The sequence below is a fragment of the Arthrobacter antibioticus genome, from assembly GCF_030063205.1.
In the GTDB taxonomy this organism is placed as follows: domain Bacteria; phylum Actinomycetota; class Actinomycetes; order Actinomycetales; family Micrococcaceae; genus Specibacter.
The window spans coordinates 247,488-269,135 of sequence record NZ_JASISQ010000003.1; the positions used below are offsets into that span (position 1 = coordinate 247,488).

Genomic DNA, 21,648 nt, shown 5'->3' on the forward strand with positions numbered 1-21,648 from the left:
TACAACTGTTTCCGGAGACGGCAAAGCCGCGACAACGAACCAAGGTGTGTGTTCAACCTTAGCCAGCTGCCGCGGCCCTTGCTGCTATTTAGCCCTTGAAACGCGGGAACGCGCTGCGGCCTGCGTAGCGTGCGGCGTCGTCAAGTTCTTCTTCGATGCGCAGCAACTGGTTGTACTTGGCAACACGCTCTGAGCGGGCCGGGGCACCTGTTTTGATCTGACCGGCGTTGGTGGCAACGCAGATGTCAGCAATGGTGGTGTCTTCGGTTTCGCCTGAACGGTGCGAGGTGATGGTGGTGTAACCGGCGCGCTGGGCCATGGACACTGCGTCCAGGGTCTCGGTGAGCGTACCAATCTGGTTCACCTTCACCAGCAGTGAGTTGGCGGTGTTTGACTCGATACCGCGGGCAAGACGTTCCGGGTTGGTGACGAACAGGTCATCTCCAACAATCTGGATCTTCTCACCAATGGCGTCCGTGAGGGTCTTCCAGCCTTCCCAATCGTCTTCATCCAAAGGATCTTCGATGGAGACCAGCGGGTAGTCAGCCACAAGCTCGGTGTAGTACGCGCTCATTTCAGCGGCTGAAAGGGACTTGCCCTCGAACTGGTACGTACCGTCTTTGAAGAACTCGGAGGAGGCAACGTCCAGGGCCAAGCCCACGTCCTTGCCAGCTTCGTAGCCTGCGCGCTTGATGGCTTCCATGATCAGATCCAAGGCTGCACGGTTGGAGGGGAGGTTCGGTGCGAAGCCGCCCTCATCACCCAGGCCCGTTGCCAGACCCTTTTCCTGCAGTACTGACTTGAGGTTGTGGTAGATCTCAACGCCCCAGCGCAGACCCTCGGAGAACGTGGAGGCACCCATCGGCACCACCATGAATTCCTGAATGTCCACATCGGAGTCGGCGTGTGAGCCACCGTTGAGGATGTTCATCATCGGTACTGGCAGCACATGCGCGTTGGGTCCGCCCAAGTAGCGGTACAACGGCAGTCCGGCAGACTCGGCTGCGGCACTGGCCACGGCCAAGGAAACACCCAAGATGGCGTTGGCGCCAAGTTTTGCCTTGTTCGGGGTGCCGTCCAACTCCAGCATCATGGAGTCAATCAGGCGCTGGTCAGTTGCGTCGATGCCTTCAAGCTCGGGTGCAATAACTTCCAGAACAGCCTCAACTGCCTGCAAAACACCCTTGCCCTGGTACCGGTTCTTGTCGCCGTCGCGGAGTTCCGAGGCCTCAAAGGCACCTGTTGATGCGCCGGAGGGAACGCCTGCGCGGCCCATGGCTCCATCTTCAAGGAGAACCTCAACCTCTACGGTCGGGTTTCCACGGGAATCCAAAATTTCGCGTGCATGGATGGCTTCAATAAGTGCCACGTATTGCTCCTAAAAGTCAGCTTTGTAGTGTAAATGTCGACCACGCTGTCCCCTCAAGCCTAACCCGCCCGAGTGACCGGGCACTCATTGCTACGCTCAGAGCGCCAATATGGCGTGGCGAGATTGGCACCAGTTGAAGCAGCGGACGCTTGCCTTAGTGGTTGCGGCGCACATTGCGCAGCGTCTTGCGCTGTGTCTTGCGCAGCGTCTTGTGCACTGTCTTGCGCAGGGCCTGCTCGGCATCCAAGCCACGCTGTTGGGCAAGACGGACGACGTCGAACAGTACGTTCCCGAGCTCTTCTTCAGTGCCGATCCACTCACCGAGAGCGCCCACGCCCGTGGTGGGCTGGGCCACTCTGGGCTGGGCCACTCTGGGCTGGGCGCGCTCCAGATCAATGCCGGCGCGTTCCGCGCGCTCCACAACCTTTTGAGCCATGGCCAGCGCCGGCAGCGTGGCCGGAATCCCTGTGAAAGGACTGGACTGTGCAGGCGCTTTTTCCGAGCCCGTTTCTTCGATGCGTTTGGCACGTTCGGCGGCTTTAACCCGTTCCCACGTCTCTTCGATTTCAGCGATGGAAGCAGGAAAGCTCTCCTGTAGGGTGCCGTCGGCGTGGAAGACGTGCGGACTGCGCCGAATCATTTTTTCCGAGAGCCCATGGGCCACATCGGCAAGCCCAAAGTGGCCCTGCTCCGCAGCCAGGTTGGCGTGGAGCACCACCTGCAGCAGAATATCGCCCAGCTCATTAGCCATTTCGGCTGTGTGTTGTGTTTCAACGGCTTCAATGAACTCGTAGGATTCCTCCAACAGGTACTTAGTCAAGGATTCATGAGTCAGGGCGGCCGTCCACGGGCAGTGTTCACGAAGAGCCGCAATGACGCCAACAAGGCGGGCTATTTCCAGCTCACTGGAAGTAGCCCGCCCCTTGCAGTTGTGCTGCGTGTCAGCTTTCAAGCGTGGATTCGTCCTCGTCCATGAAATCGTCAGCAAAATCATCCGCGCTGAAGGCTACAAATCCTTCGGAGTCTGCGAAATCATCCAATTCATCCATTGCATTTTCATAATGCTCAACGATGAAATCTTCCAACTCTTCGCGCGCCTCAATGGGCAGGAACGTTGCATGCACCGCGTTCAAGGTCATTTCAAGGACAGTGTCCAGTCCGTAGCCAAAAGCTTCGATGAGCAAGCCAAATTCGCCGCTCAATGTGGTCCCGCTCATGAGCCGGTTGTCGGTGTTGACGGTGACGTTGAAACCGAGCTGGTGCAACAGTTCAATCGGGTGTTCTGCAATGGTGGTGCCAAACGCGGCAATGGCGCCGGTTTGCAGGTTGGAGGATGGGCACAACTCAAGGGGAATCTGGCGGTCCCGCACCCACTGTGCCAAATCGCCCAGGGTGAGCGTGCCGACGTCGTTCCCGTCTTCCTCCTGGACGTCCAAGTGGATGTCCTCTGCGATGCGCACGCCGTGGCCCAGGCGCAGGGCACGGCCATGAACAAGTGCGTCCTGGATGCTCTCAAGCCCGGCAGCCTCGCCGGCGTGAACGGTGACGGGGAAGTTATTTTCGGCAAGGTAGGTGAAGGCCTCGCTGAAGCGGGAGGGCAGAAAACCATCTTCGGCGCCGGCAATATCAAACCCGACAACACCGTTGTCCCGGTGGCGCACAGCAAGTTGGGCGATCTCGGAGCCGCGATCAGCATGACGCATGGCCGTGATGATCTGGCCAACTTCAATGTATCCGCCAGCTTCATCAACGGTGTCCATGCCCTCCTCAAGGCCCTCTTGGACCGCTTCAACGGCCTCATCAAGACTCAGCCCGGCTGTGAGGTGCTGCTCAGGCGCCCAGCGAACTTCGCCGTAAACCACCCCGTCCTCGGCCAGGTCTTCGACGAACTCACGGGCCACCCGGACAAGCGCATCGTGCGTTTGCATGACGGCAACAGTGTGTTCAAACGTTTCAAGATAGCGTTCAAGCGAACCTGAATCCGCCGACTGCAAAAACCACTCACGCAGCTCTTCCGGATCGGTAGAGGGCAGTAAATGACCTGTTGCACCCGCCAACTCAATGATGGTTTCAGGACGTAAACCGCCGTCCAAGTGGTCGTGCAGGGATACCTTTGGCAACGATTTCAGGTCCACAACGGGGGCGGACGTGGCAGCGTGCTCTGAAGTTGGGTTAGTCACAATCCCCACTCTAGGGTTGTGTTCCGCGCAGCGCTAGTTGGGCGCGCTACAGGGGCTGGCCGGTGGACTCCCCCGAGTGCGCAGTGATGGGAACCCGGCACTGCCCGGCAAGGTGCTTGGGCGGCTCCGTTGCCGGGTTTGCAGGGGAGGCATTTGCAGGGGAGTCAAAGAAACGTTCGACGCCGGCGCCTCCTCCACCCGCGTTTGTTCCGTTCGCCACGGGCGCAGTTTTTGCCCCAGTCCGGGCGGCAGCGTCCTGGCGGGTAGCTCCGGTCAGGCTGTCGCTGCCGTCGCTGCCCGTGGTTGCGTCTTGGGTTGCGTCTTGGGTTGCGTCTTGGGTTGCGTCTTGGGTTGCGTCTTGGGTTGGGTCTTGGGTTGGGTCTTGAGTCGTGTCAACGACGGCTGGGGCGTTTTCGGCTTCCAACTGCGCTCTTGCTATGCGCTCCGCCGCCTCAGCGTGGACACGGGCTGCGTGCTGGGCTGCCATGAGCCCGGGCTCGGGGCGTGGCGCCACCCTGCCACGCTTCTCCAGAATATGATGCAGGTATTTGATGGCGTGATCCACTATAAAGCCAATGGCAATGGCAAAGACAATAGCAATTCCCACACCCAACAGCGGGTTGTCATGGACCCAGCGGCCGGCAAAAGTTCCCACGGCCACTGAATAGCAGGCCCACGTCACCACAGCGATGCCATCGAGCACAACAAAACGACGCCAAGGAAAATAGGTGGCCCCCGCCGTGAAGTTCACAGCAATTCTGCCCACAGGAATATACCGGGCCGTGAAAATCAGGATGGCCCCGCGTTTTTCCAGTTCTCTGCCGGCCCAGGCGAAGGCTTTCGCTCCCCGAGGTTTCCGCATCCACTTAAACCGTGTGGTGCCCAGGGTTCTGCCCAAGAGGTAGGCAATGTTATCCCCGATCATGGCCCCCATGGAGGCGCCGATGATCAGCAGCCAAATATTCGGCTGGCCGGTGCGTGCGGAGATGGAGGCCAAAGCAACAATGGCTGTCTCGCTGGGTAAGAACAAGAAGAAGCCATCAATCAGGCAAAAAAGGCTGACGATGGGGATCACCCACCATTGTGAGGCGGAATGCTCGATCAGAACATTAATCTGATCGACTATGTGCAAAAAGTCCACCTGGGACGGTTCCTCTCCAATGGGATTATCAGCTCTAAGCTTCCCACCACATTGTCCGGCTTGGTATCCATCCGAAGGAGGAGATTCCACCGTTTTTCTCAGCCTATGGGATTACTTAGGATAAATAACCCCTAGCTGCAGCAATTCTCGCTATTTCACTGAACGTTCACCCACCTGCGTCGAAGTTGGAGATGATGACACCCCGGATGGGGTGTCATCATCTCCAACCTCGACGCAGGGCCGGTTAAGCGATACGGTCGATGATAAGTTTCGACGCTGGGCGAGAGCCCTCAGGTGCAATAGTCACGGCACCTTCGAGTGCTTCTTTGGCCCGGTCAAATTTCTCCGGAGTATCCGTCAGTAGCGTCATGAGTGGTTCGCCGGCGCGAACCATGGCGCCGGGTTTGGCATGCATCCGCACCCCGGCTCCTGCTTGGACAATATCTTCTCGCCGGGCCCGTCCGGCGCCCAGGCGCCATGCAGCGACTCCCACCGCCATGGCATCAAGGCCAACCAATACGCCGTCGGCCGGGGCATAGACAACCTCAGATTCACGAGCCACTGGCAGTGCCGCGTCAGGGTCTCCACCTTGGGCAGAAATCATGCGCCGCCACACATCCATGGCCCGTCCGTCCTTCAGCGCAGCAGCGGGATCAGCGTCGCGGATGCCGGCAGCTTCCAGCATTTCCTGCGCCAACCTCACGGTAAGTTCAACGACGTCCTCCGGTCCGCCACCGGCCAGCACCTCCACGGATTCCTGGACCTCAATGGCGTTTCCTGCCGTAAGTCCCAGCGGAGTGGACATGTCGGTCAGCAGCGCCACGGTGTTCACCCCTGCGTCCTTGCCCAAGGCAACCATTGTTTGCGCCAGTTCCCGTGCCATGTCCACGCTCTTCATGAACGCCCCGGACCCAACCTTCACATCAAGCACAAGCGCACCCGTACCTTCGGCAATCTTCTTGCTCATGATGGAGGAGGCGATCAGTGGAATCGCTTCAACCGTCCCGGTGACATCCCGGAGGGCATACAACTTCTTATCGGCAGGCGCCAGACCGGCCCCAGCGGCGCAAATGACCGCGCCCACATCGGCTAGCTGACGCATCATCTGATCATTGGTGAGATCCGCTCGCCAGCCCGGGATCGCCTCCAGCTTGTCCAATGTGCCACCGGTGTGGCCCAGTCCCCGACCCGAAAGCTGTGGCACAGCTGCGCCAAATACTGCGACAAGGGGAGCAAGTGGCAACGTGATCTTATCGCCCACCCCACCCGTGGAGTGCTTGTCAGCCGTTGGCATCACCGCACCCTTTGCATTGCGCAGCGAAGAGAAATCAAGCGTATCTCCGGAGGCAATCATGGCGGCCGTCCACTGGGATATTTCCTGCCGGTTCATCCCGTTGAGCAAAATAGCCATGTTCAGTGCGGCCATTTGTTCCTCGGCGATGGTGCCTCGAGTGTAAGCATCAATGGTCCACTTGATTTGATCAGCGCTCAATATGCCCTTGTCACGCTTGGTCCGGATGATGTCAACAGCGTCAAACGCGGGGCCTGCATAAGATTCAGGGTTCATAGTGTGTCCATCCAATTCTCAGTATTGAGTGTCTCTGCTGCGCTGACTGTCTGCGATGACTGTCTCTTAGTTAAGCCTTGGCAGGGCGCTAATCTGCCGACGCACCCGCTGCTCGTTCCAAGTCCCTCGGGCCAAAGGCGTCGGGCAGGATTTGGGCCATGGTTTTTACCCCGGAGGAGGTCATCAGCCGCGTCTGCGCCGTGCTGAACTCGAACAGGATCTGCCGGCAGCGCCCGCACGGCATCAGAATTGCCCCGTCTCCGTCTACACAGTAGAACTCCGTGATGAGCCCTCCGCCGTTCATCTGTGCAGCGCCAATCATGGTGCACTCTGCACATAAAGTCAGTCCGTAGCTGGCATTCTCTACGTTGCATCCGGAGACAATGCTGCCATCAGCTAGTCTGGCCGCGGCCCCTACGGGGAACTTCGAATAAGGCACATAGGCGCGCCTCAGTGCTGCCGTTGCGGCCAGGCGGAGGGGTTCCCACTGCGCCTCGGACATGGTTGTGTTCACCGCTTACTCCTTAATATATGGTTCGCCGTCGGCGGCTGGAGCCAGTGCTTTGCCAACAAAGCCGGACACAGCCAAAATTGTCAGGGCATAGGGCAACATGGCCAGGAACTGCCCGTCAATGGGAGTACCAGCGAGGGAAAGAATGCTTTGTAAATTCCCTGCCACGCCAAACAACAAGGCGGCAAGGGCAGCACCAATCGGGTTCCACCGGCCAAAAATCAATGCGGCCAGAGCAATAAACCCAAGGCCACCGGTCATGTCCTTGCTGAAGCTGCTGACAGCCACAAGTGTGAAGTAGGCACCGCCTACCCCAGCCACTGCCCCACCGGCCAGCACGTTTAGCACACGGGTGCGGTTGACGTTGATGCCCACAGTATCTGCTGCTTTGGGGTGCTCCCCCACTGCACGCACACGCAGTCCCCAGCGGGTGCGGAAAAGCCCAAACCAAAGTGCCACTACAAGCACCAGCATGAAGTAACCAATGATCGACTGCCGGAACAGCGTGGGGCCGATGATCGGAATCTCAGACAGCAGCGGAATGGGGATGTTAGGCAGGTGTGCGGGCTGGTTGAAGATGGTCTCGCCGTTAACCTTTGTCTTCATGATCTTTTCAAACAGGAAACCCGTCAGACCCGAAACAAGCACGTTGAGCACCACACCAACAATGATCTGGTTGACCACGTACTTAATGCTGAAAACTGCCAAGAGAACAGAGACAAGCACCCCTGCCACAGCAGCCGCAAAGAGACCCGCGAACGCGTTATGCGTAATCGAGGCCACCAACGCGGCTGTGAACGCGCCCGCCAGCAACTGCCCCTCGATGGCGATGTTAACAACACCGGCGCGTTCCGAAAGTACTCCTGACAAGGAACCAAACACCAAAGGCGTAGTTATGAGCATGGCTCCGGTGAACAATCCAACGAGCGTGATGTTCTGGGTGGTGGTGCCACCGATCATCCACACCATCAGACCAATAACAAAGACCACGGCAAAGGACATAACAACCCATTTAGCGATTTTTCCGGTCACCTTGGTCTGGCTGTATGCCAGATAGGCCAGACCAACACAGAGCACCGAGACAATGATGCCCATAATCTTCGCTGGTAGGACCAAGTTGGGAACCTGCCAGGCATCGTTCTCTTGGGAGATGCGGAAGGTGGCTGTGCCGTCAGGGCCCAACACAATGAAGACGGCGACGGCGAACAGCGCCAATACGCCCAGGAGGATCGGAATTTTCCAGCTGCGAATGGCGACAGCGTCAACCACTTGACTTGGTTTGCTCTTGGCGGTGATGCTCATGCTGCAACTCCTTCATGGCGCACTGCCTTGATCCGGAACATGGAACGCACCAAGGGTGGCGCGGCAATGAACAGCACAATCAGGGACTGCACCACGGCAACAATGTCAATGGAAACGTCGGCGTTGATGGCCATTGAGGTGCCACCTGCCTTGAACGCGCCAAAAAGGAGCGCGGCAAAGAACGTCCCCCAAGGTTTGGATCGGCCCAAAAGTGCCACTGTAATAGCATCAAATCCGATACTGCCGGCAATGTCAGAATCGAGAATTTTCTCTGTTCCAGCCAGCTGGGTGACGCCCGCAAGTCCGGCCAAGGCGCCGGAGATCAACATGACGGTGATGTAGCCGCGGGAGACCAGCATGCCAGCGGTCCGTGCTGCCCGCGGATTAGCACCTATTGCGCGGTACTCGAACCCCAGCGTGGAGCGGTTTAGCAGCCAAGAGACAACAAAGACTGCCAGCACGGCCACGATCAGCCCTGCATGCACACGGTAGTTGGGGCCCAGCAGCAGCGGGAACATGGCACTCTCGTGCATGCGGGGGCTGATGGGGTTGCTGCTATTGGGATCGCGCAGTTGGTTTTTGAGCAGGTACAGCACCAGCGAGACGGCGATGTAGTTGAGCATAATGGTCACGATCACTTCGTGAGCACCCGTGCGAGCCTTTAAGAACCCAGCAATGCCGCCCCACAGCGCACCACCAATGGCACCAGCGAGCACCACGGCTACCAAGTGGATGCCCGGAGGCAGCTCAATCATGAAACCAACGACGCCGGCAAAAGTGGCGCCGATGATCAGCTGACCCTTGGCACCAATGTTGAACAGCCCCACCCGAAACGCCAGTGTCACGGCGAGTCCTGAAAGGATCAACGGTGTTGCGAAGGTCAGAGTTTCGAAAATACCCAATCTTCCCTGCCAGGTACGGGAACCTGGGTCATAGGTTGCACCGCGCCACAGGGCACCATAGGCTTCCGAAATGGCAGCCCAGATGGCTTTGAACGTGGCACTTGGATCACCAAAGAAGTAGCCCAGTGCACTGGTTACCCGCGTATCGGTGAAAGCAATGAGTATCCCACCAATGACAAGTGCCACCAGCACCGCCAGAACGGAGATCATCGCGTTGCCGCTGACGATTTCACGCATCAATTGGCTGCTGTTGCTTTCTTTCTGCGCTACAACTGGCGTCTTTGGGGACTCCGGTGCAGGCTTATTCACATCCACCCCACTCATTGCTGTTCACCTTCGTTGGTGGTGCTTTCTGTATTTTGTGTACTCATTTGTTCCTGTGCTTCTTCTGCGCTGAGGCCTGCCATCATCAAACCCAGCAATGCTCGGCTTGATTTTCCGGGGACAATACCCATGAGCCGGCCGGCAAAAAGTACTGCAATCCTGTCGGCAAGTTCCAGTACTTCATCTAGTTCCGTCGAGACGATGACTACGGGGGTACCGGCGTCCCGTTCGGCGACGATCCGTTTGTGTAAGAATTCGATCGAGCCAACATCCACCCCTCGGGTGGGTTGAGATGCCATAAAAAGTTTCAACGGCCTGGAAAGCTCTCGGGCCAGCACCACTTTCTGCTGGTTTCCCCCGGATAGCGTGTCTGCCTCATCCTGTGCAGACTGTGCCCGAACATCGAATTCGGCCACCTTTTCCACGCCGTTCTGGGCAATAACGGACCGATTCAAGGTACCCCGACGGGAAAAGGGTGCGTTCTTGTACAGATCCAAGATCAGGTTTTCGGCAATGGACATCTCGCCCACCAGCCCATCGTCTTGTCTGTCCTCGGGGACAAATCCAACTCCGGCATCAAGAATCTGGCGGACACTGCTTCCCAACAGCTCTTTGCCCTCCAAGGTGATGGAACCACTGACATGCTTGCGCAAACCCAGGACAGCCTCAGTAAGTTCCGTCTGCCCATTGCCCTGCACCCCAGCAATAGCCAGAATTTCTCCTTGGGCCACATCCAGGCTGACGTTATCTAGAAGTCTCAGTCCGGCGTCGTTGAAGACTGTCAGCTTGGAGATTTTCAAGGTGACCTCGCCGGGTTGCGCATCAGCCTTATCCAGGTTCAGGTTCACGGCGCGTCCCACCATCATGGCGGCCAATTCTGTGGTGGATGCTGATGGGAGCGCCGAGCCCACCACCTTGCCGCGGCGGATCACCGTGATGGTGTCCGCGACGGCTTTGATCTCGCGCAACTTGTGAGTGATGAACACGATCGAGGTGCCACCCTCTCTCAGCTGACCCATGATCTCCATGAGCTCATCGGTTTCCTGAGGTGTGAGCACGGCGGTGGGCTCATCAAGGATCAGGATTTTAGAGTTCCTCACCAGAGCTTTGATGATTTCCACTCGCTGCTGCACACCCACTGGCAGATCTTCCACCAACGCGTCCGGATCAACATCGAACCCGAATTTATCCGATATCTCGCGGATCTTCTTTCGCGTTTCTTCAAGGTTCAACACGCCGCCGAAGCTGGTGGCTTCAGCACCGAGTGCCACATTTTCCGCGACAGTGAAAACGGGAACCAGCATAAAGTGCTGGTGCACCATCCCTATTCCTGCAGCCATGGCATCTGAGGGCCCCGCAAACTTCACCGGTTTGTTATCGACAAGAATTTCGCCGGAGGTGGGCTCATAGAGGCCGTAAAGGACATTCATGAGAGTGGATTTTCCGGCGCCATTTTCACCGAGCAGGCCGTGAATCTCACCGGATTCCACCACCAGATCAATGTGGTCGTTCGCCACCAAGGCACCAAAGCTCTTAGTGATGCCCCGAAGTTCTAATTTCAACGTTTTAACCCGTCTGCGGATAATTTTCTTCTAATAGGTGCGTGTTGCTCGGCGACTCTTGGGTGCCATCGCCGCCGCTGCCACATCACCAAGCTGATGCTGGTGATGTGGCAGCGGCGGCATTTCCGGCTTGCTCAGGGCAAGCCCGGATGGCGTCTACTTCGGGCTGGACTTCGACGCTACCTTGATGGATCCGTCGATGATGCCCTTCTTGATCTCATCCAGCTGAGTCTTGGTATCGGCATCAACAGCAGATTCCAGATCGTGGAACGGGGCAAGGGACACACCGTCGTTCTCAAGGGTGCCAATGTAGGGAGCAGGATCAAACTTTCCACCCAGATCGTCCTTGACAATGGTTTCCACTGCCTCGCCCATGGTCTTGACAACCGAGGTCAACAGAATGGACTTGTAAGTAGGCGCCGTCAAGTAGCCGTCGGAGTCAACCCAAACAAGCTTGGCATCCTTGCCGCCCTTGTTTGCTGCCAAAATGGCGTCACCTGCACCCTTACCCAACGGGCCGGCAACGGGCATGATCACGTCTGCGCCTTCAGAGAGCAGGTTGTTCGTGATCTTTGTACCTTCCTGAATGATTTCGAAGGTGTTGGCAAAGGAGCCCTGCTGGGTTTCAGAATCCCAGCCCAAGAGCTGCACGGTTTTACCCTGCTTCTCGTTGAAGTACTTCACGCCTTCGGCAAAGCCATCCATGAAGATTGTCACCGTAGGGATGTTGATTCCACCGAACGTACCGACTTTGCCGGTTTTAGATACTGCTGCTGCGGCATAGCCGGCCATGAATGCGGCCTGAGCGGTGTCATACACAACAGGCTTGACGTTATCTGCCTTGATGCTGTTGTCATCGATGATGGCGTAATGCAGATCCGGGTTGTCCTTGGCTGCTGTCGCTGTGGCTTCTGCAAGCAGGAAGCCAACGGTGACGGTCAGGTTACATCCGGCGCTGGCCATTGTGGCCAGGTTCGGGGCAAAGTCAGCAGTACTTGAGGACTGCGCTTCCTTCATTTTGATGCCGAGGTCCTTCTCAGCCTTCTTCATACCCTCATATGAGGACTGGTTGAAGGACTGGTCATCGAATCCACCGGAGTCCGAGACAATGCAGCCCAAGTAGTCGGCTGCGCCGGCATTTGCTGAGCCGCTCGCGTCTCCGCCGGGAGCAGGCGGTGCTTCTCCACAGCCCGTGAGCAACAGCGCCACGGCGCTAACAGCTACGGTTCCAACAATGGCTCCACGTTTGACTTTATTGATGAGCAGGTTTTTCAAGGTTCCTCCATAAGGTGTGTGTACGCAGTGGAGGAGTGAGCCTCAAATGTGGTGACGGGTCAGCCTGATACAAAAGGAACAACATTGTCCCGTTGTGAGAAGCAAACTCGACTACTTTGATGCACCCCCGCAATGCGGCGCTAACCAACACCATAGTGTCACTTTGCCGTGCGCAGGTAGGGAGTCAGGGGATGTGAGGTTCATCGTTGGGGAACCGTTACACAACGGTTGCAAGTAGCAGATAAAGTTTGCAAAAAAGTGCGCGCGTTAAGCGCTTCAAGCCACTGTTTGCGCTACACTCCAGCTCTTGCCACCTGCCGCTGAGAAGCTACTCCCAAGTGCTAGTACGCAGGGTGCGCAATGCGGCCGCGCAAAGCACTCTGATACCCACGGCCAACGCGCGTTCATCCACAATGTAATCACCACGGTGCAAATCATATTCTTCCCCGCCAGGAACATGGGTTCCCAGGCGCATCAACGACCCGGGGATGCCTTGTAAAAACCAGGCGAAATCCTCAGCCCCCATGGACTGAGGCGCCAACACCACGGACTCTTCACCCAATTCAGCTCTGGCGGCGGCTTCAATGACAGCAGTTTCATGTTCTGAGTTCACCACTGGGGGCACGCCTCGGGTGTGTTCCAGATGCACATCCACACCGAAAGGTGCCGCAACTTGCTGCACAACCGCGTCAAGGAGCTCTCCTGCCGCATGCCATGCTTCGCGATCAAGGCAACGCATGGTGCCACCCATGACACCGTGCCCAGGAATTGCATTCGGCGCAGAGCCGGCATGAATTTGCCCCCACACCACTGACACGCCGCTGCGGACGTCCACTCTGCGGGAGAGAACCGCAGGAACACTGATGGCAATCTCCGCCAAAGCGAAAACCAAATCCTCGGTCAGGTGAGGCCGGGAAGTGTGCCCTCCACGGCCCGAGAGCTCAATTTTAATGGTGTCCGAGGCGCTGGTGATGGGACCGATCCGAGTCCCAATTTTGCCGACGTCAATGCGTGGATCACAGTGCAAGGCCATGATGCGTGGCACACCGTCAAGTGCGCCCTGGTCAATGCATGACAGGGCGCCACCTGGCATGGTTTCCTCTGCGGGCTGGAAAATGATTCTGATGGTCCCACCCAGCGGGGTGTGCTGATGCATCTTTGCCAGCACTAAGGCAATGCCAAGCATGCACGCCGTATGAAAGTCGTGGCCGCAGCCGTGGGTGACCCCGTGGTTGCGGGAGGCAAAGGCCAGCCCAGTCTCTTCCACGATGGGCAAGGCGTCAATGTCCCCACGCAACGCCGTCGTAATAGGACCTTCGCCTACATCAACTATGACCCCTGTGCCGTCCAGTCGGCGAGGCGAAAGACCGGCTTCAAGCAGGCGATCATAGATCTTTGCCGTGGTCCTGAACTCTTGGAACGACAACTCCGGGTGGGCGTGAAGGTCACGGCGGAAGTCAAGGACCTCTCCCAGCAAGGGTTCAAGCCAGGGGCCTACGAGCTCAGTCGGTTCTGTTTCCAGGGAGTAATTGCGCACACAAGAAACTCTAGCCTCGTCCGTGCGTCGTGGCTGTATTCGCTTCTCTGCGTTACTTTGCCGCAGCCAACCATTTGCACTTGGACAGTTTCCGGGGCTAAGGGCTCCTTAGGTAAAGAGCTACAGGACGTCTATGTCGCCGTTGGCCTTGAGCCCATCAACAGCTCTCTTTACGAGCTGCGAATGAGCTCGCGTTGTCACAAGCAGCGCATCAGGAGTGTCAACCACCACCACATCTTGGATGCCAATCAAGGCAATCACGCGCTTGGTGTCGGTAACAACAATGCCTGTGCTGTCCTCTGTGAAGACTCGTGCGCCTTCACCAATAACCTTGACGTTGTTGTTTTCTTTGGCGCTGCTCAGTCGCGCGATGGCCGCAAAGTCACCAACATCGTCCCAGCTAAAGTCCCCTGGAATGACTGCCACATCCCCAGCGTCTGCTGCAGGCTCGGCCACTGCATAGTCAATGGCAATTTTCGGCAGTGTGGGCCACACCCGATTTTTGACGGTGACTCGTTCGGGGGTGTCCCAGGCACGCGCAATCTCCATCAAACCCTCATAAAGAAGAGGTTCATTAGCTTTGAGGTGGTGGAGCATCAAAGACACCGGCGCAACGAACATACCGGCGTTCCAGTTGTACTCTCCACTGGCGAGGTATTCTTCCGCGACCCCTTGGCTGGGTTTCTCAACAAACTTCACCACCGCGTGGGCGCTGGGCGCACCAGCAATGTTCAGCGGCTCCCCCGTGAGGATGTAGCCAAAACCTGTGGAGGCGTGAGTTGGCTTGATGCCAATGGTGACGATCTTCCCGGTAGCCGCTGTGTAGATTGCCTCGCGCACAGCATCCTGGAACTTACCTACCGGGCTGATGACCTGATCGGCTGCGAAGGAACCCATGATGGTGTCTGGATCGCGGGTGAACAAGATGGCGGCAGCCAAACCGATGGCGGCCCCTGAATCTTTTGGTTCCGTTTCAAGAACAAGATTCTCATCAGCAATCTCGGGCAGCTGGCGGCATACCGCTTCACGGTGGGCATCCCCGGTCACCAAGAGGACCCGCTCCCCGCTGAGTGGGACAAGCCGGTCATAAGTGGCGCGGATCAACGTACTTCCACTGCCTGTTAGGTCGTGGAGAAATTTTGGTGCCGCCGCTCGGGACAACGGCCACAGCCTTGTGCCAACACCGCCTGCAGGGATAACGGCGAAGAATTTATCTAAGGGCTCCGTTGCAGGGGGAACGTTCTCAACCAAATTTTTCGTATTCATCAACACAACCATAAGCGATATCCGCACATCCAACGGTGCTAACTGCGGTCAGTGGCGTGAAACTTCCACCCAGGGTCGTAGGTCAGGGATACCGGCGTCGACGTTTAGGACAGGCAAGTGCGCCAACAGGCGAAAGAGCTGTAACTGCCGGGACACGGCCCTACAAAGCACCGATTTGAGACTGACTTGTGATTTGCTGCATAGAGCAAGGAGTGCCTAAGTTGAATATGCTGTTAGCTAAGCCTAAATTTAGGCTCAAGTATGAGTGCTCACGCCGTGTGCGTTTCCCCGCGTGGAACCACGCCAGCGCAACGGTGACGCAGGAAGGTTTATTCAGTGCCGACAAAACCAGCTGGCACTCTGTATCGCGGCCGAGAAGGCATGTGGTCCTGGGTGGGACACCGTATTACCGGTGTAGTTATTTTTATTTTCTTGTTGGTGCACGTTTTGGACACCTCTTTGGTGCGAGTGTCCCCAGAGGCGTACACAGCAGTCATCGGGGCGTACAAAAACCCCATCATGGGACTGGGCGAGGCCGGCCTCGTTGCAGCAATCGTGTTCCACGCTTTTAACGGCCTGCGCATCATTGCCATTGACTTTTGGAAAAAGGGTCCCAAGTACCAGCGTCAATTACTCTGGGGTGTTCTTGCCTTGTGGGCTGTGACAATGATTCCGTTCCTGATCCGTCACCTCACCATTGTCTTCTCCAATTTCTTCGGAGGGAACTAACATGAGCTCCAACTCCATCGCAGCTCCGCGCTCCAACAGTGCACAGTCACCTCAGTACAAGCGCAACAAAGCATCACACTCAAGTTTTGAGATGATCGCCTGGTTGTTCATGCGTCTCTCCGGCGTGGTTTTACTTGTGCTGATCTTTGGCCACTTATTCGTGAACCTGATGGTTGGCGAAGGTATCCACGCCATCGACTTTGGTTTTGTTGCTGGTAAATGGTCAGACCCGTTCTGGCAGATCTGGGATCTGGCTATGCTGTGGCTCGCTATGCTCCACGGCAGCAACGGTGTCCGCACCATCATCAACGACTATGCCGAGCGGGACCGTACACGCATGACCCTTAAAGCGGTCCTCTACGTTTCTTCCGCTGTCATCATTGTGCTGGGTACCTTGGTCATCTTCACCTTTGACCCTTGCCCCGCCGGTGCTGTTATTGATCTTCCGTCCTTCTGCTCCGTTCCTTAACTTTTAGTAGGGAACACCCCGTGCTTTTCACGCCGGGGGTTGTAAGAAGTGAACACCAGCTTTTAGCGCAGTAAAGAGAGAAAGAGCATCCAGTATGCAGGTCCATAAATACGACGTCGTAATCGTCGGGGCCGGTGGCGCAGGAATGCGTGCCGCCATTGAATCCGGTCAGCGTGCTCACACCGCCGTTCTGACCAAGTTGTACCCAACCCGTTCACACACCGGTGCCGCTCAGGGCGGCATGTGTGCAGCCCTTGCCAACGTCGAAGAAGACAACTGGGAGTGGCACACCTTTGACACCGTCAAGGGTGGCGATTATCTGGTGGATCAGGACGCCGCCGAAGTTATGGCCAAAGAGGCCATCGAAGCCGTTATTGATCTGGAAAAGATGGGCCTGCCGTTTAACCGCACGCCCGAGGGCCGTATTGATCAGCGCCGCTTTGGTGGTCACACTCGTGACCACGGCAAGGCGCCCGTCCGCCGTTCTTGTTACGCGGCTGACCGAACCGGGCACATGATTTTGCAGACGTTGTACCAAAACTGCGTCAAGCACAACGTTGAGTTCTACAACGAGTACTACGTGCTTGATCTGCTCACGGTTGATGAGGAAGCCACCCGCGAGGACGGCACCATCTACCTGCAGAAGAAGATTGCCGGTGTTGTCTCCTACGATCTAGCCACTGGGGAACTGCACATCTTCCAGGCAAAATCCGTGATCTTGGCTACCGGCGGTGCCGGCAAGGTCTTCAAGACAACCTCAAACGCACATACCTTAACCGGTGATGGCATGGGCATCGCATTCCGCAAGGGCATCCCCCTGGAGGATATGGAGTTCTTCCAGTTCCATCCAACGGGTCTTGCAGGCCTGGGCATCCTCCTCTCCGAGGCCGCCCGCGGTGAAGGTGCAATCCTGCGTAACTCCGAAGGTGAGCGCTTCATGGAGCGCTATGCACCCACCATCAAGGACCTGGCCCCACGCGATATCGTGGCCCGCTCCATGGCCAACGAGGTGCGTGAGGGCCGCGGTTGTGGTCCAAACAAGGACTACGTCCTCCTTGACCTCACCCACTTGGAGCCGGCTCACATCGACGCCAAGCTCCCGGATATCACCGAGTTTGCCCGCACCTACCTAGGTGTTGAACCGTATACCGAGCCAGTGCCGGTCTTCCCCACGGCGCACTACGCCATGGGCGGTGTTCCCACGAACATCACCACCGAGGTTCTGCAGGACAATGACACCATCATCCCGGGCCTGTATGCAGCAGGTGAAGTGGCGTGTGTATCCGTGCATGGTTCAAACCGTCTGGGCACCAACTCGCTGCTGGACATCAACGTGTTCGGCAAGCGCGCCGGTGTAGCCGCAGCAGAATACGCAAACGGCGCCGATTTCGTTGACTTGCCGGAGAACCCGGAAGCTGACACAGTTGCTTTGCTTGAGCATGTACGTGTGTCCGACGGCGGCGAAAAAGTTGCCATGATCCGCAAGGAACTCCAGGACACCATGGATGCGAATATGCAGGTGTTCCGCACAGCCGAGTCAATTGACAAGGTGCTTGCAGACATTGCTACCTTCGAAGAGCGATACTCGCGCATCACAGTTCAGGACAAGGGCAAGCGTTTCAACCTGGATCTTCTTGAGGCTGTTGAGCTTGGTTTCTTGCTTGAACTGGCCAAGGTCATGACGGTTGCTGCATTGCACCGCCAGGAGTCGCGCGGCGGCCACTACCGCGAAGACTTCCCGGACCGCGATGACGAGAATTTCATGAAGCACTCCATGGCTTACCTTGATGCAAACGTCACGGTGGAAAGTTCCGCAGAATCCATCGCCGGCATCCGGCTGGAAACTAAGCCTGTTGTTATCACGCGTTACCAGCCGATGGTGAGGAAGTACTAATGAGCACCGTAGAAGCTGAACTGCCGGAGCCGGCATCGAAGATTGAGCTGCCCGCACACCTTGGTGGCGGCGGTGAAATCCCCACATTCGACGTTACCTTGAAGGTGCGCCGCTACGACCCCGAATTCTCGGAAGAGTCCAAGTGGGAAGAATTCACCATGACCATGTACGGCACCGACCGCGTGCTGGATGCCCTGCACAAGGTCAAGTGGGAGCAGGACGGTTCGCTGTCTTTCCGCCGTTCGTGTGCGCACGGCGTATGCGGTTCCGATGCTATGCGCATCAACGGCCGCAACCGCCTGGCCTGCAAGACCCTGTTGAAGGACCTGGATACTTCCAAGCCCATCACGGTTGAACCCATCAAGGGCCTGCCAGTGGAGAAAGACCTCATTGTGGACATGGAGCCGTTCTTCCAGTCCTTCCGCGAGGTCATGCCTTTTCTGATCAACCGCGACCACGCCCCCACCAAGGAGCGTCTGCAGTCTGCCGAGGAACGCGAGCGTTTCGACGACACCACCAAGTGCATCCTCTGCGCCGCTTGCACGTCTTCATGCCCCGTATTCTGGACCGATGGCCAGTACTTTGGCCCGGCGGCCATTGTCAACGCACACCGCTTCATCTTTGATTCACGCGATGATGCCGGTGATATGCGGTTGGAAATCCTCAACGACAAGGAAGGCGTGTGGCGTTGCCGCACCACCTTCAACTGCACCGAAGCATGCCCCCGCGGCATTCAGATCACGCAGGCAATCGCAGAGGTCAAACAGGCTATTCTGTCCCGTCAGATTTAAGCTATTTGCCCCAAACTAAAGCGCCGCTCCCCGTTCGTGGGTGCGGCGCTTTAGTTATGTGCGGGGTTCCTTGCGGCCCGTAGAGGTGTCATTATCTCCAACCTCAGCGGGGTAGAGGTGTCATTATCTCCAACCTCAGCGGGGCGGGCTCAGTGGCGGGCTGTGTGGGACCTGTGAGGTCTTATGTCAGCCGCATGGACTGCCGCGATGGCTGCCGAGATTAAGTACACCTGACTCAGGAGGAAGAACCAGACAAAAAGGCCCAAAATAACGGCAAAGGGGGCTAGCAGTGCATTGTTGGTGACGCCGCTGAGCAGCATGGCGCTAAAGAACCGTAGGACGGTTGCGCCGGCACCGGAGAATAATGCGGCAAGGAGGAGCACCCGGCGCGGCATGCGCACACGTGAGGCAATGCTGAACATGATCATGGCAACGGAGACGTCCAAAACAAACATCAAAACAACTGAACCTAGTTGAGCTGCCGCACCCGAGAGGAAGCTCCCCCAGCCCAGTGCATCACTGATGGTGTCAACGGCGGCTGTGCTGACCACCCCGAGCCCACTTGTCAGTACTAGCGCCACAGCCAGCACAATCAGGGTCACACCGTCTCGGACCTTGGAAAGCACAGGGTTGGTTCTATCCCGGGCGAGCCCCAAAATGGAGCGGATACCCTCCCGTAAGCCATTGATCCAGCTCATGGCAGTCACCGCCAAGGCCGCCAGAGAGATAATAAGGGTCTTCCCGAACGCGCCCGAGCCAAGGAGTTGTTCCGGTGTGAACAATCCGTTATTGCCTGTGTCAATCAATCCCGGGGTGGTGTCGGCAATGAGTTTAATGACTGCGTCTCGCAGCACATCGTTGCCGGCGGCGACAATACCAAAGATGGCGAACCCGGCGACAAGCATGGCACCAACAGAGAAAAACATGAGATAGGCGTTGCCTGCTGCCAGTAGCGGACCGCGACGTCGCGTGTAAAGGTACCAAACACGGGCCGGAAACTTTCCGCCCGCCCACGCAGTAAGCCACTGCATGAACGTGGACGCCTGCAAAAAGAAACTGCCAGTCTTTCGCGCCTCCACGTAGGCGCCGCGCTTCGACTCAACCCAGGTCGATAGGCCCTGGCGGTTCAGCGGGCTCGGCGGCGGTTTAGCCGGAGCGGCCATCGGATTCTTCGCACTCACCCCCGGAGCGGCACTACCAGGGAAATAGGCCGGTTCGCGCTGAGTCTTAGGGTTTTGTTCCTCCGCCAAGACTCAACTCCTCGCGCAAAAACCAACCACCGGCAAGATAGTCAAAAAGACCAATACTTGTGACCTCAAAATCCGCACAAAAATCGCTCATGTCAGACTTCGCCCGGGCCAGCGTGGCCTGGTCCAAATCGTGAGCGATCGTCAAATGCGGGTGGAACCCAAATTTCAGCAGGTGCTCCACCGGACCGGCCACCAATTGCTCGTGCAAGGCGGCACATTCCTGTGCCCCTTCCGCCACATTGAGGAACACAACAGGTGAGATCGGCTCAAAAGTGCCGGTACCGCGAAGCGAAAGCATAAACGGCGCCCCGTCCGCAGCAATCTTGCGCACGTGGGCTGCGGCGTCATCCCAAGAATCTGCGGCTTGCCCGGAAACCAGGGTTATATGAGCAGGAACGACAGCGGCATCCGCACCGGCGTAGAAAGCCCGCTTTTCGCCGAGCTCGGCCGCCAACGCCGGTGGCAGGGAGATGATTACTCCCAGACTATTGGCGGGCGGGGCCGGGCTTTCCTCGTCCTTACCAATGCCAGTCACAGTTATCCCACCGAGCCGACAGGGGGCAGAAATCCAACCTTGGCATACACATCGGCCAGTGTCACGGAGGCGATTTCCCGGGCTTTAGCCGCACCAACTGCCAGTAGCGCATCAAGTTCGCCTGGGTCATCCAGGAGTTCAAGAGTGCGCGTCCGGATGGGCTCAAGCCGGGCCACTACCGCCTCCGCTACATCACCTTTCAGGTGCCCGTACATCTTGCCTTCATACTCGTTCACAAGAGTGTCTACGGGTTTTTGCGTCAGCGTGGAAAGGATCTCCAACAGGTTCGTGACACCCGGTTTACTCTCACGGTCATGAGCAACAACCGTGTCATCATCTGTCACAGCTGACTTGATGCGTTTGGCCGTAACTTTAGGATCATCAAGAATATTGATCAGTCCATTGGGGCCGGAGGCGGACTTGGACATTTTCGAGGTCGGATTTTGCAAGTCATAAATCCTTGCACCCTCTTTTTGAATAAAGGCTTCGGGGACTACGAACGTCTCACCAAATCGGTGATTGAAACGTTTGGCCAAGTCGCGCGCCAATTCAACGTGCTGACGCTGATCGTCCCCCACGGGAACGCCAGCTGGGCGGTACAACAGGATGTCTGCCGCCATCAGCACCGGATACGTAAACAAGCCAACGCTGGCCATCTCTGCCCCGCTCTTGGCAGACTTGTCCTTAAACTGGGTCATCCGTGACGCTTCACCGAAGCCGGTAATGCAATTCAGAACCCATGCAAGCTGGGCGTGCTCAGGGACATGGGACTGGACAAAGAGCGTTGATTTCTCAACGTCAATGCCACCGGCGATGTACTGGGCAGCAGTCTTGCGGGTCCGGGCACGCAACTCGCCAGGATCCTGCGTCACCGTAATGGCATGCATATCCGGGATGAAGAACAACGTTTGGTAGTCATCTTGGCTTTTAACCCAGTTGACAAGAGCTCCCAGGTAATTGCCCAGGTGCAATGAGTCACCGGAGGGCTGCATGCCTGAGAGTACGCGTGGGCGGACGGAAATTTCACTCATGGTTCCGGGTTCC

General features: G+C 57.3%; 19 protein-coding genes. 4 read left to right on the plus strand and 15 right to left on the minus strand.

Annotated features, from left to right (window positions below):
• Positions 1 to 88: 88 nt before the first annotated feature.
• From eno to QMG40_RS08650, 12 genes are all read right to left on the minus strand, one after another.
• A complete protein-coding gene (eno, locus tag QMG40_RS08595; RefSeq protein ID WP_283530528.1) occupies positions 89 to 1,369 on the minus strand; it encodes a phosphopyruvate hydratase in 1,281 nt (426 codons plus the stop codon).
• A 154-nt stretch (positions 1,370 to 1,523) separates the two neighbouring features.
• A complete protein-coding gene (locus QMG40_RS08600) occupies positions 1,524 to 2,321 on the minus strand; it encodes a MazG family protein (protein ID WP_283530530.1) in 798 nt (265 codons plus the stop codon).
• A complete protein-coding gene (locus QMG40_RS08605; RefSeq protein ID WP_459252985.1) occupies positions 2,311 to 3,552 on the minus strand; it encodes an adenosine deaminase in 1,242 nt (413 codons plus the stop codon). Before QMG40_RS08605 ends, QMG40_RS08600 begins: the two co-directional genes overlap by 11 nt.
• A 43-nt stretch (positions 3,553 to 3,595) precedes the next feature.
• Positions 3,596 to 4,690: a DedA family protein gene (locus tag QMG40_RS08610; RefSeq protein ID WP_283530534.1), complete on the minus strand. Its 1,095-nt coding sequence runs from the start codon at positions 4,688 to 4,690 to the stop codon at positions 3,596 to 3,598.
• Between the two features lie 244 nt (positions 4,691 to 4,934).
• Positions 4,935 to 6,257, minus strand: coding sequence for a thymidine phosphorylase (locus tag QMG40_RS08615; protein ID WP_283530536.1), 1,323 nt, complete (start codon positions 6,255 to 6,257; stop codon positions 4,935 to 4,937).
• An 88-nt stretch (positions 6,258 to 6,345) separates the two neighbouring features.
• The gene (locus QMG40_RS08620; RefSeq protein WP_283530865.1) at positions 6,346 to 6,759 is read right to left on the minus strand and encodes a cytidine deaminase; all 414 of its coding nucleotides are present in this window, start codon (positions 6,757 to 6,759) and stop codon (positions 6,346 to 6,348) included.
• Between the two features lie 15 nt (positions 6,760 to 6,774).
• Positions 6,775 to 8,070 (minus strand): ABC transporter permease, encoded by a 1,296-nt coding sequence (locus tag QMG40_RS08625; protein ID WP_283530538.1) that lies wholly within the window; start codon positions 8,068 to 8,070, stop codon positions 6,775 to 6,777.
• A complete protein-coding gene (locus QMG40_RS08630; protein WP_349361610.1) occupies positions 8,067 to 9,296 on the minus strand; it encodes an ABC transporter permease in 1,230 nt (409 codons plus the stop codon). Before QMG40_RS08630 ends, QMG40_RS08625 begins: the two co-directional genes overlap by 4 nt.
• On the minus strand, positions 9,293 to 10,858 hold the full coding sequence (locus QMG40_RS08635; protein WP_283530540.1) for an ABC transporter ATP-binding protein: 1,566 nt from the start codon (positions 10,856 to 10,858) through the stop codon (positions 9,293 to 9,295). The genes QMG40_RS08630 and QMG40_RS08635 overlap by 4 nt, the downstream gene beginning before the upstream one ends.
• Positions 10,859 to 11,014: 156 nt before the next feature.
• The gene (locus QMG40_RS08640; RefSeq protein ID WP_459252976.1) at positions 11,015 to 12,133 is read right to left on the minus strand and encodes a BMP family lipoprotein; all 1,119 of its coding nucleotides are present in this window, start codon (positions 12,131 to 12,133) and stop codon (positions 11,015 to 11,017) included.
• 328 nt (positions 12,134 to 12,461) lie between these two features.
• A complete protein-coding gene (locus tag QMG40_RS08645; protein ID WP_283530542.1) occupies positions 12,462 to 13,670 on the minus strand; it encodes an amidohydrolase in 1,209 nt (402 codons plus the stop codon).
• Between the two features lie 120 nt (positions 13,671 to 13,790).
• Positions 13,791 to 14,936 (minus strand): mannose-1-phosphate guanylyltransferase, encoded by a 1,146-nt coding sequence (locus tag QMG40_RS08650; RefSeq protein WP_283530544.1) that lies wholly within the window; start codon positions 14,934 to 14,936, stop codon positions 13,791 to 13,793.
• A 336-nt stretch (positions 14,937 to 15,272) separates the two neighbouring features.
• Here QMG40_RS08650 and sdhC point away from each other — a divergent pair, with 336 nt between their 5' ends.
• From sdhC to QMG40_RS08670, 4 genes are all read left to right on the plus strand, one after another.
• Positions 15,273 to 15,665 carry a succinate dehydrogenase, cytochrome b556 subunit gene (gene sdhC / locus QMG40_RS08655; RefSeq protein ID WP_283530546.1) on the plus strand — a complete coding sequence of 131 codons (393 nt, stop codon included), beginning with the start codon at positions 15,273 to 15,275 and terminating at the stop codon, positions 15,663 to 15,665.
• 1 nt (position 15,666) lies between these two features.
• Positions 15,667 to 16,134: a succinate dehydrogenase hydrophobic membrane anchor subunit gene (locus QMG40_RS08660; RefSeq protein WP_283530548.1), complete on the plus strand. Its 468-nt coding sequence runs from the start codon at positions 15,667 to 15,669 to the stop codon at positions 16,132 to 16,134.
• Positions 16,135 to 16,228: 94 nt separating this feature from the next.
• On the plus strand, positions 16,229 to 18,028 hold the full coding sequence (gene sdhA, locus QMG40_RS08665) for a succinate dehydrogenase flavoprotein subunit (RefSeq protein WP_283530550.1): 1,800 nt from the start codon (positions 16,229 to 16,231) through the stop codon (positions 18,026 to 18,028).
• The gene (locus QMG40_RS08670; protein WP_283530552.1) at positions 18,028 to 18,819 is read left to right on the plus strand and encodes a succinate dehydrogenase iron-sulfur subunit; all 792 of its coding nucleotides are present in this window, start codon (positions 18,028 to 18,030) and stop codon (positions 18,817 to 18,819) included. The genes sdhA and QMG40_RS08670 overlap by 1 nt, the downstream gene beginning before the upstream one ends.
• A gap of 149 nt (positions 18,820 to 18,968) precedes the next feature.
• Here QMG40_RS08670 and QMG40_RS08675 read toward each other — a convergent pair whose 3' ends face one another.
• Genes QMG40_RS08675 through trpS form a run of 3 tightly spaced genes read right to left on the minus strand, consistent with a single transcriptional unit; the run spans position 18,969 to position 21,635 of the window.
• The gene (locus QMG40_RS08675; RefSeq protein ID WP_283530554.1) at positions 18,969 to 20,069 is read right to left on the minus strand and encodes a YihY/virulence factor BrkB family protein; all 1,101 of its coding nucleotides are present in this window, start codon (positions 20,067 to 20,069) and stop codon (positions 18,969 to 18,971) included.
• Entirely contained in the window at positions 20,047 to 20,604 is a 558-nt protein-coding gene (locus QMG40_RS08680; RefSeq protein WP_283530556.1) for a 2'-5' RNA ligase family protein, read from the minus strand. The genes QMG40_RS08675 and QMG40_RS08680 overlap by 23 nt, the downstream gene beginning before the upstream one ends.
• 2 nt (positions 20,605 to 20,606) lie before the next feature.
• Entirely contained in the window at positions 20,607 to 21,635 is a 1,029-nt protein-coding gene (gene trpS / locus QMG40_RS08685) for a tryptophan--tRNA ligase (protein ID WP_283530558.1), read from the minus strand.
• Positions 21,636 to 21,648 lie beyond the last annotated feature (13 nt).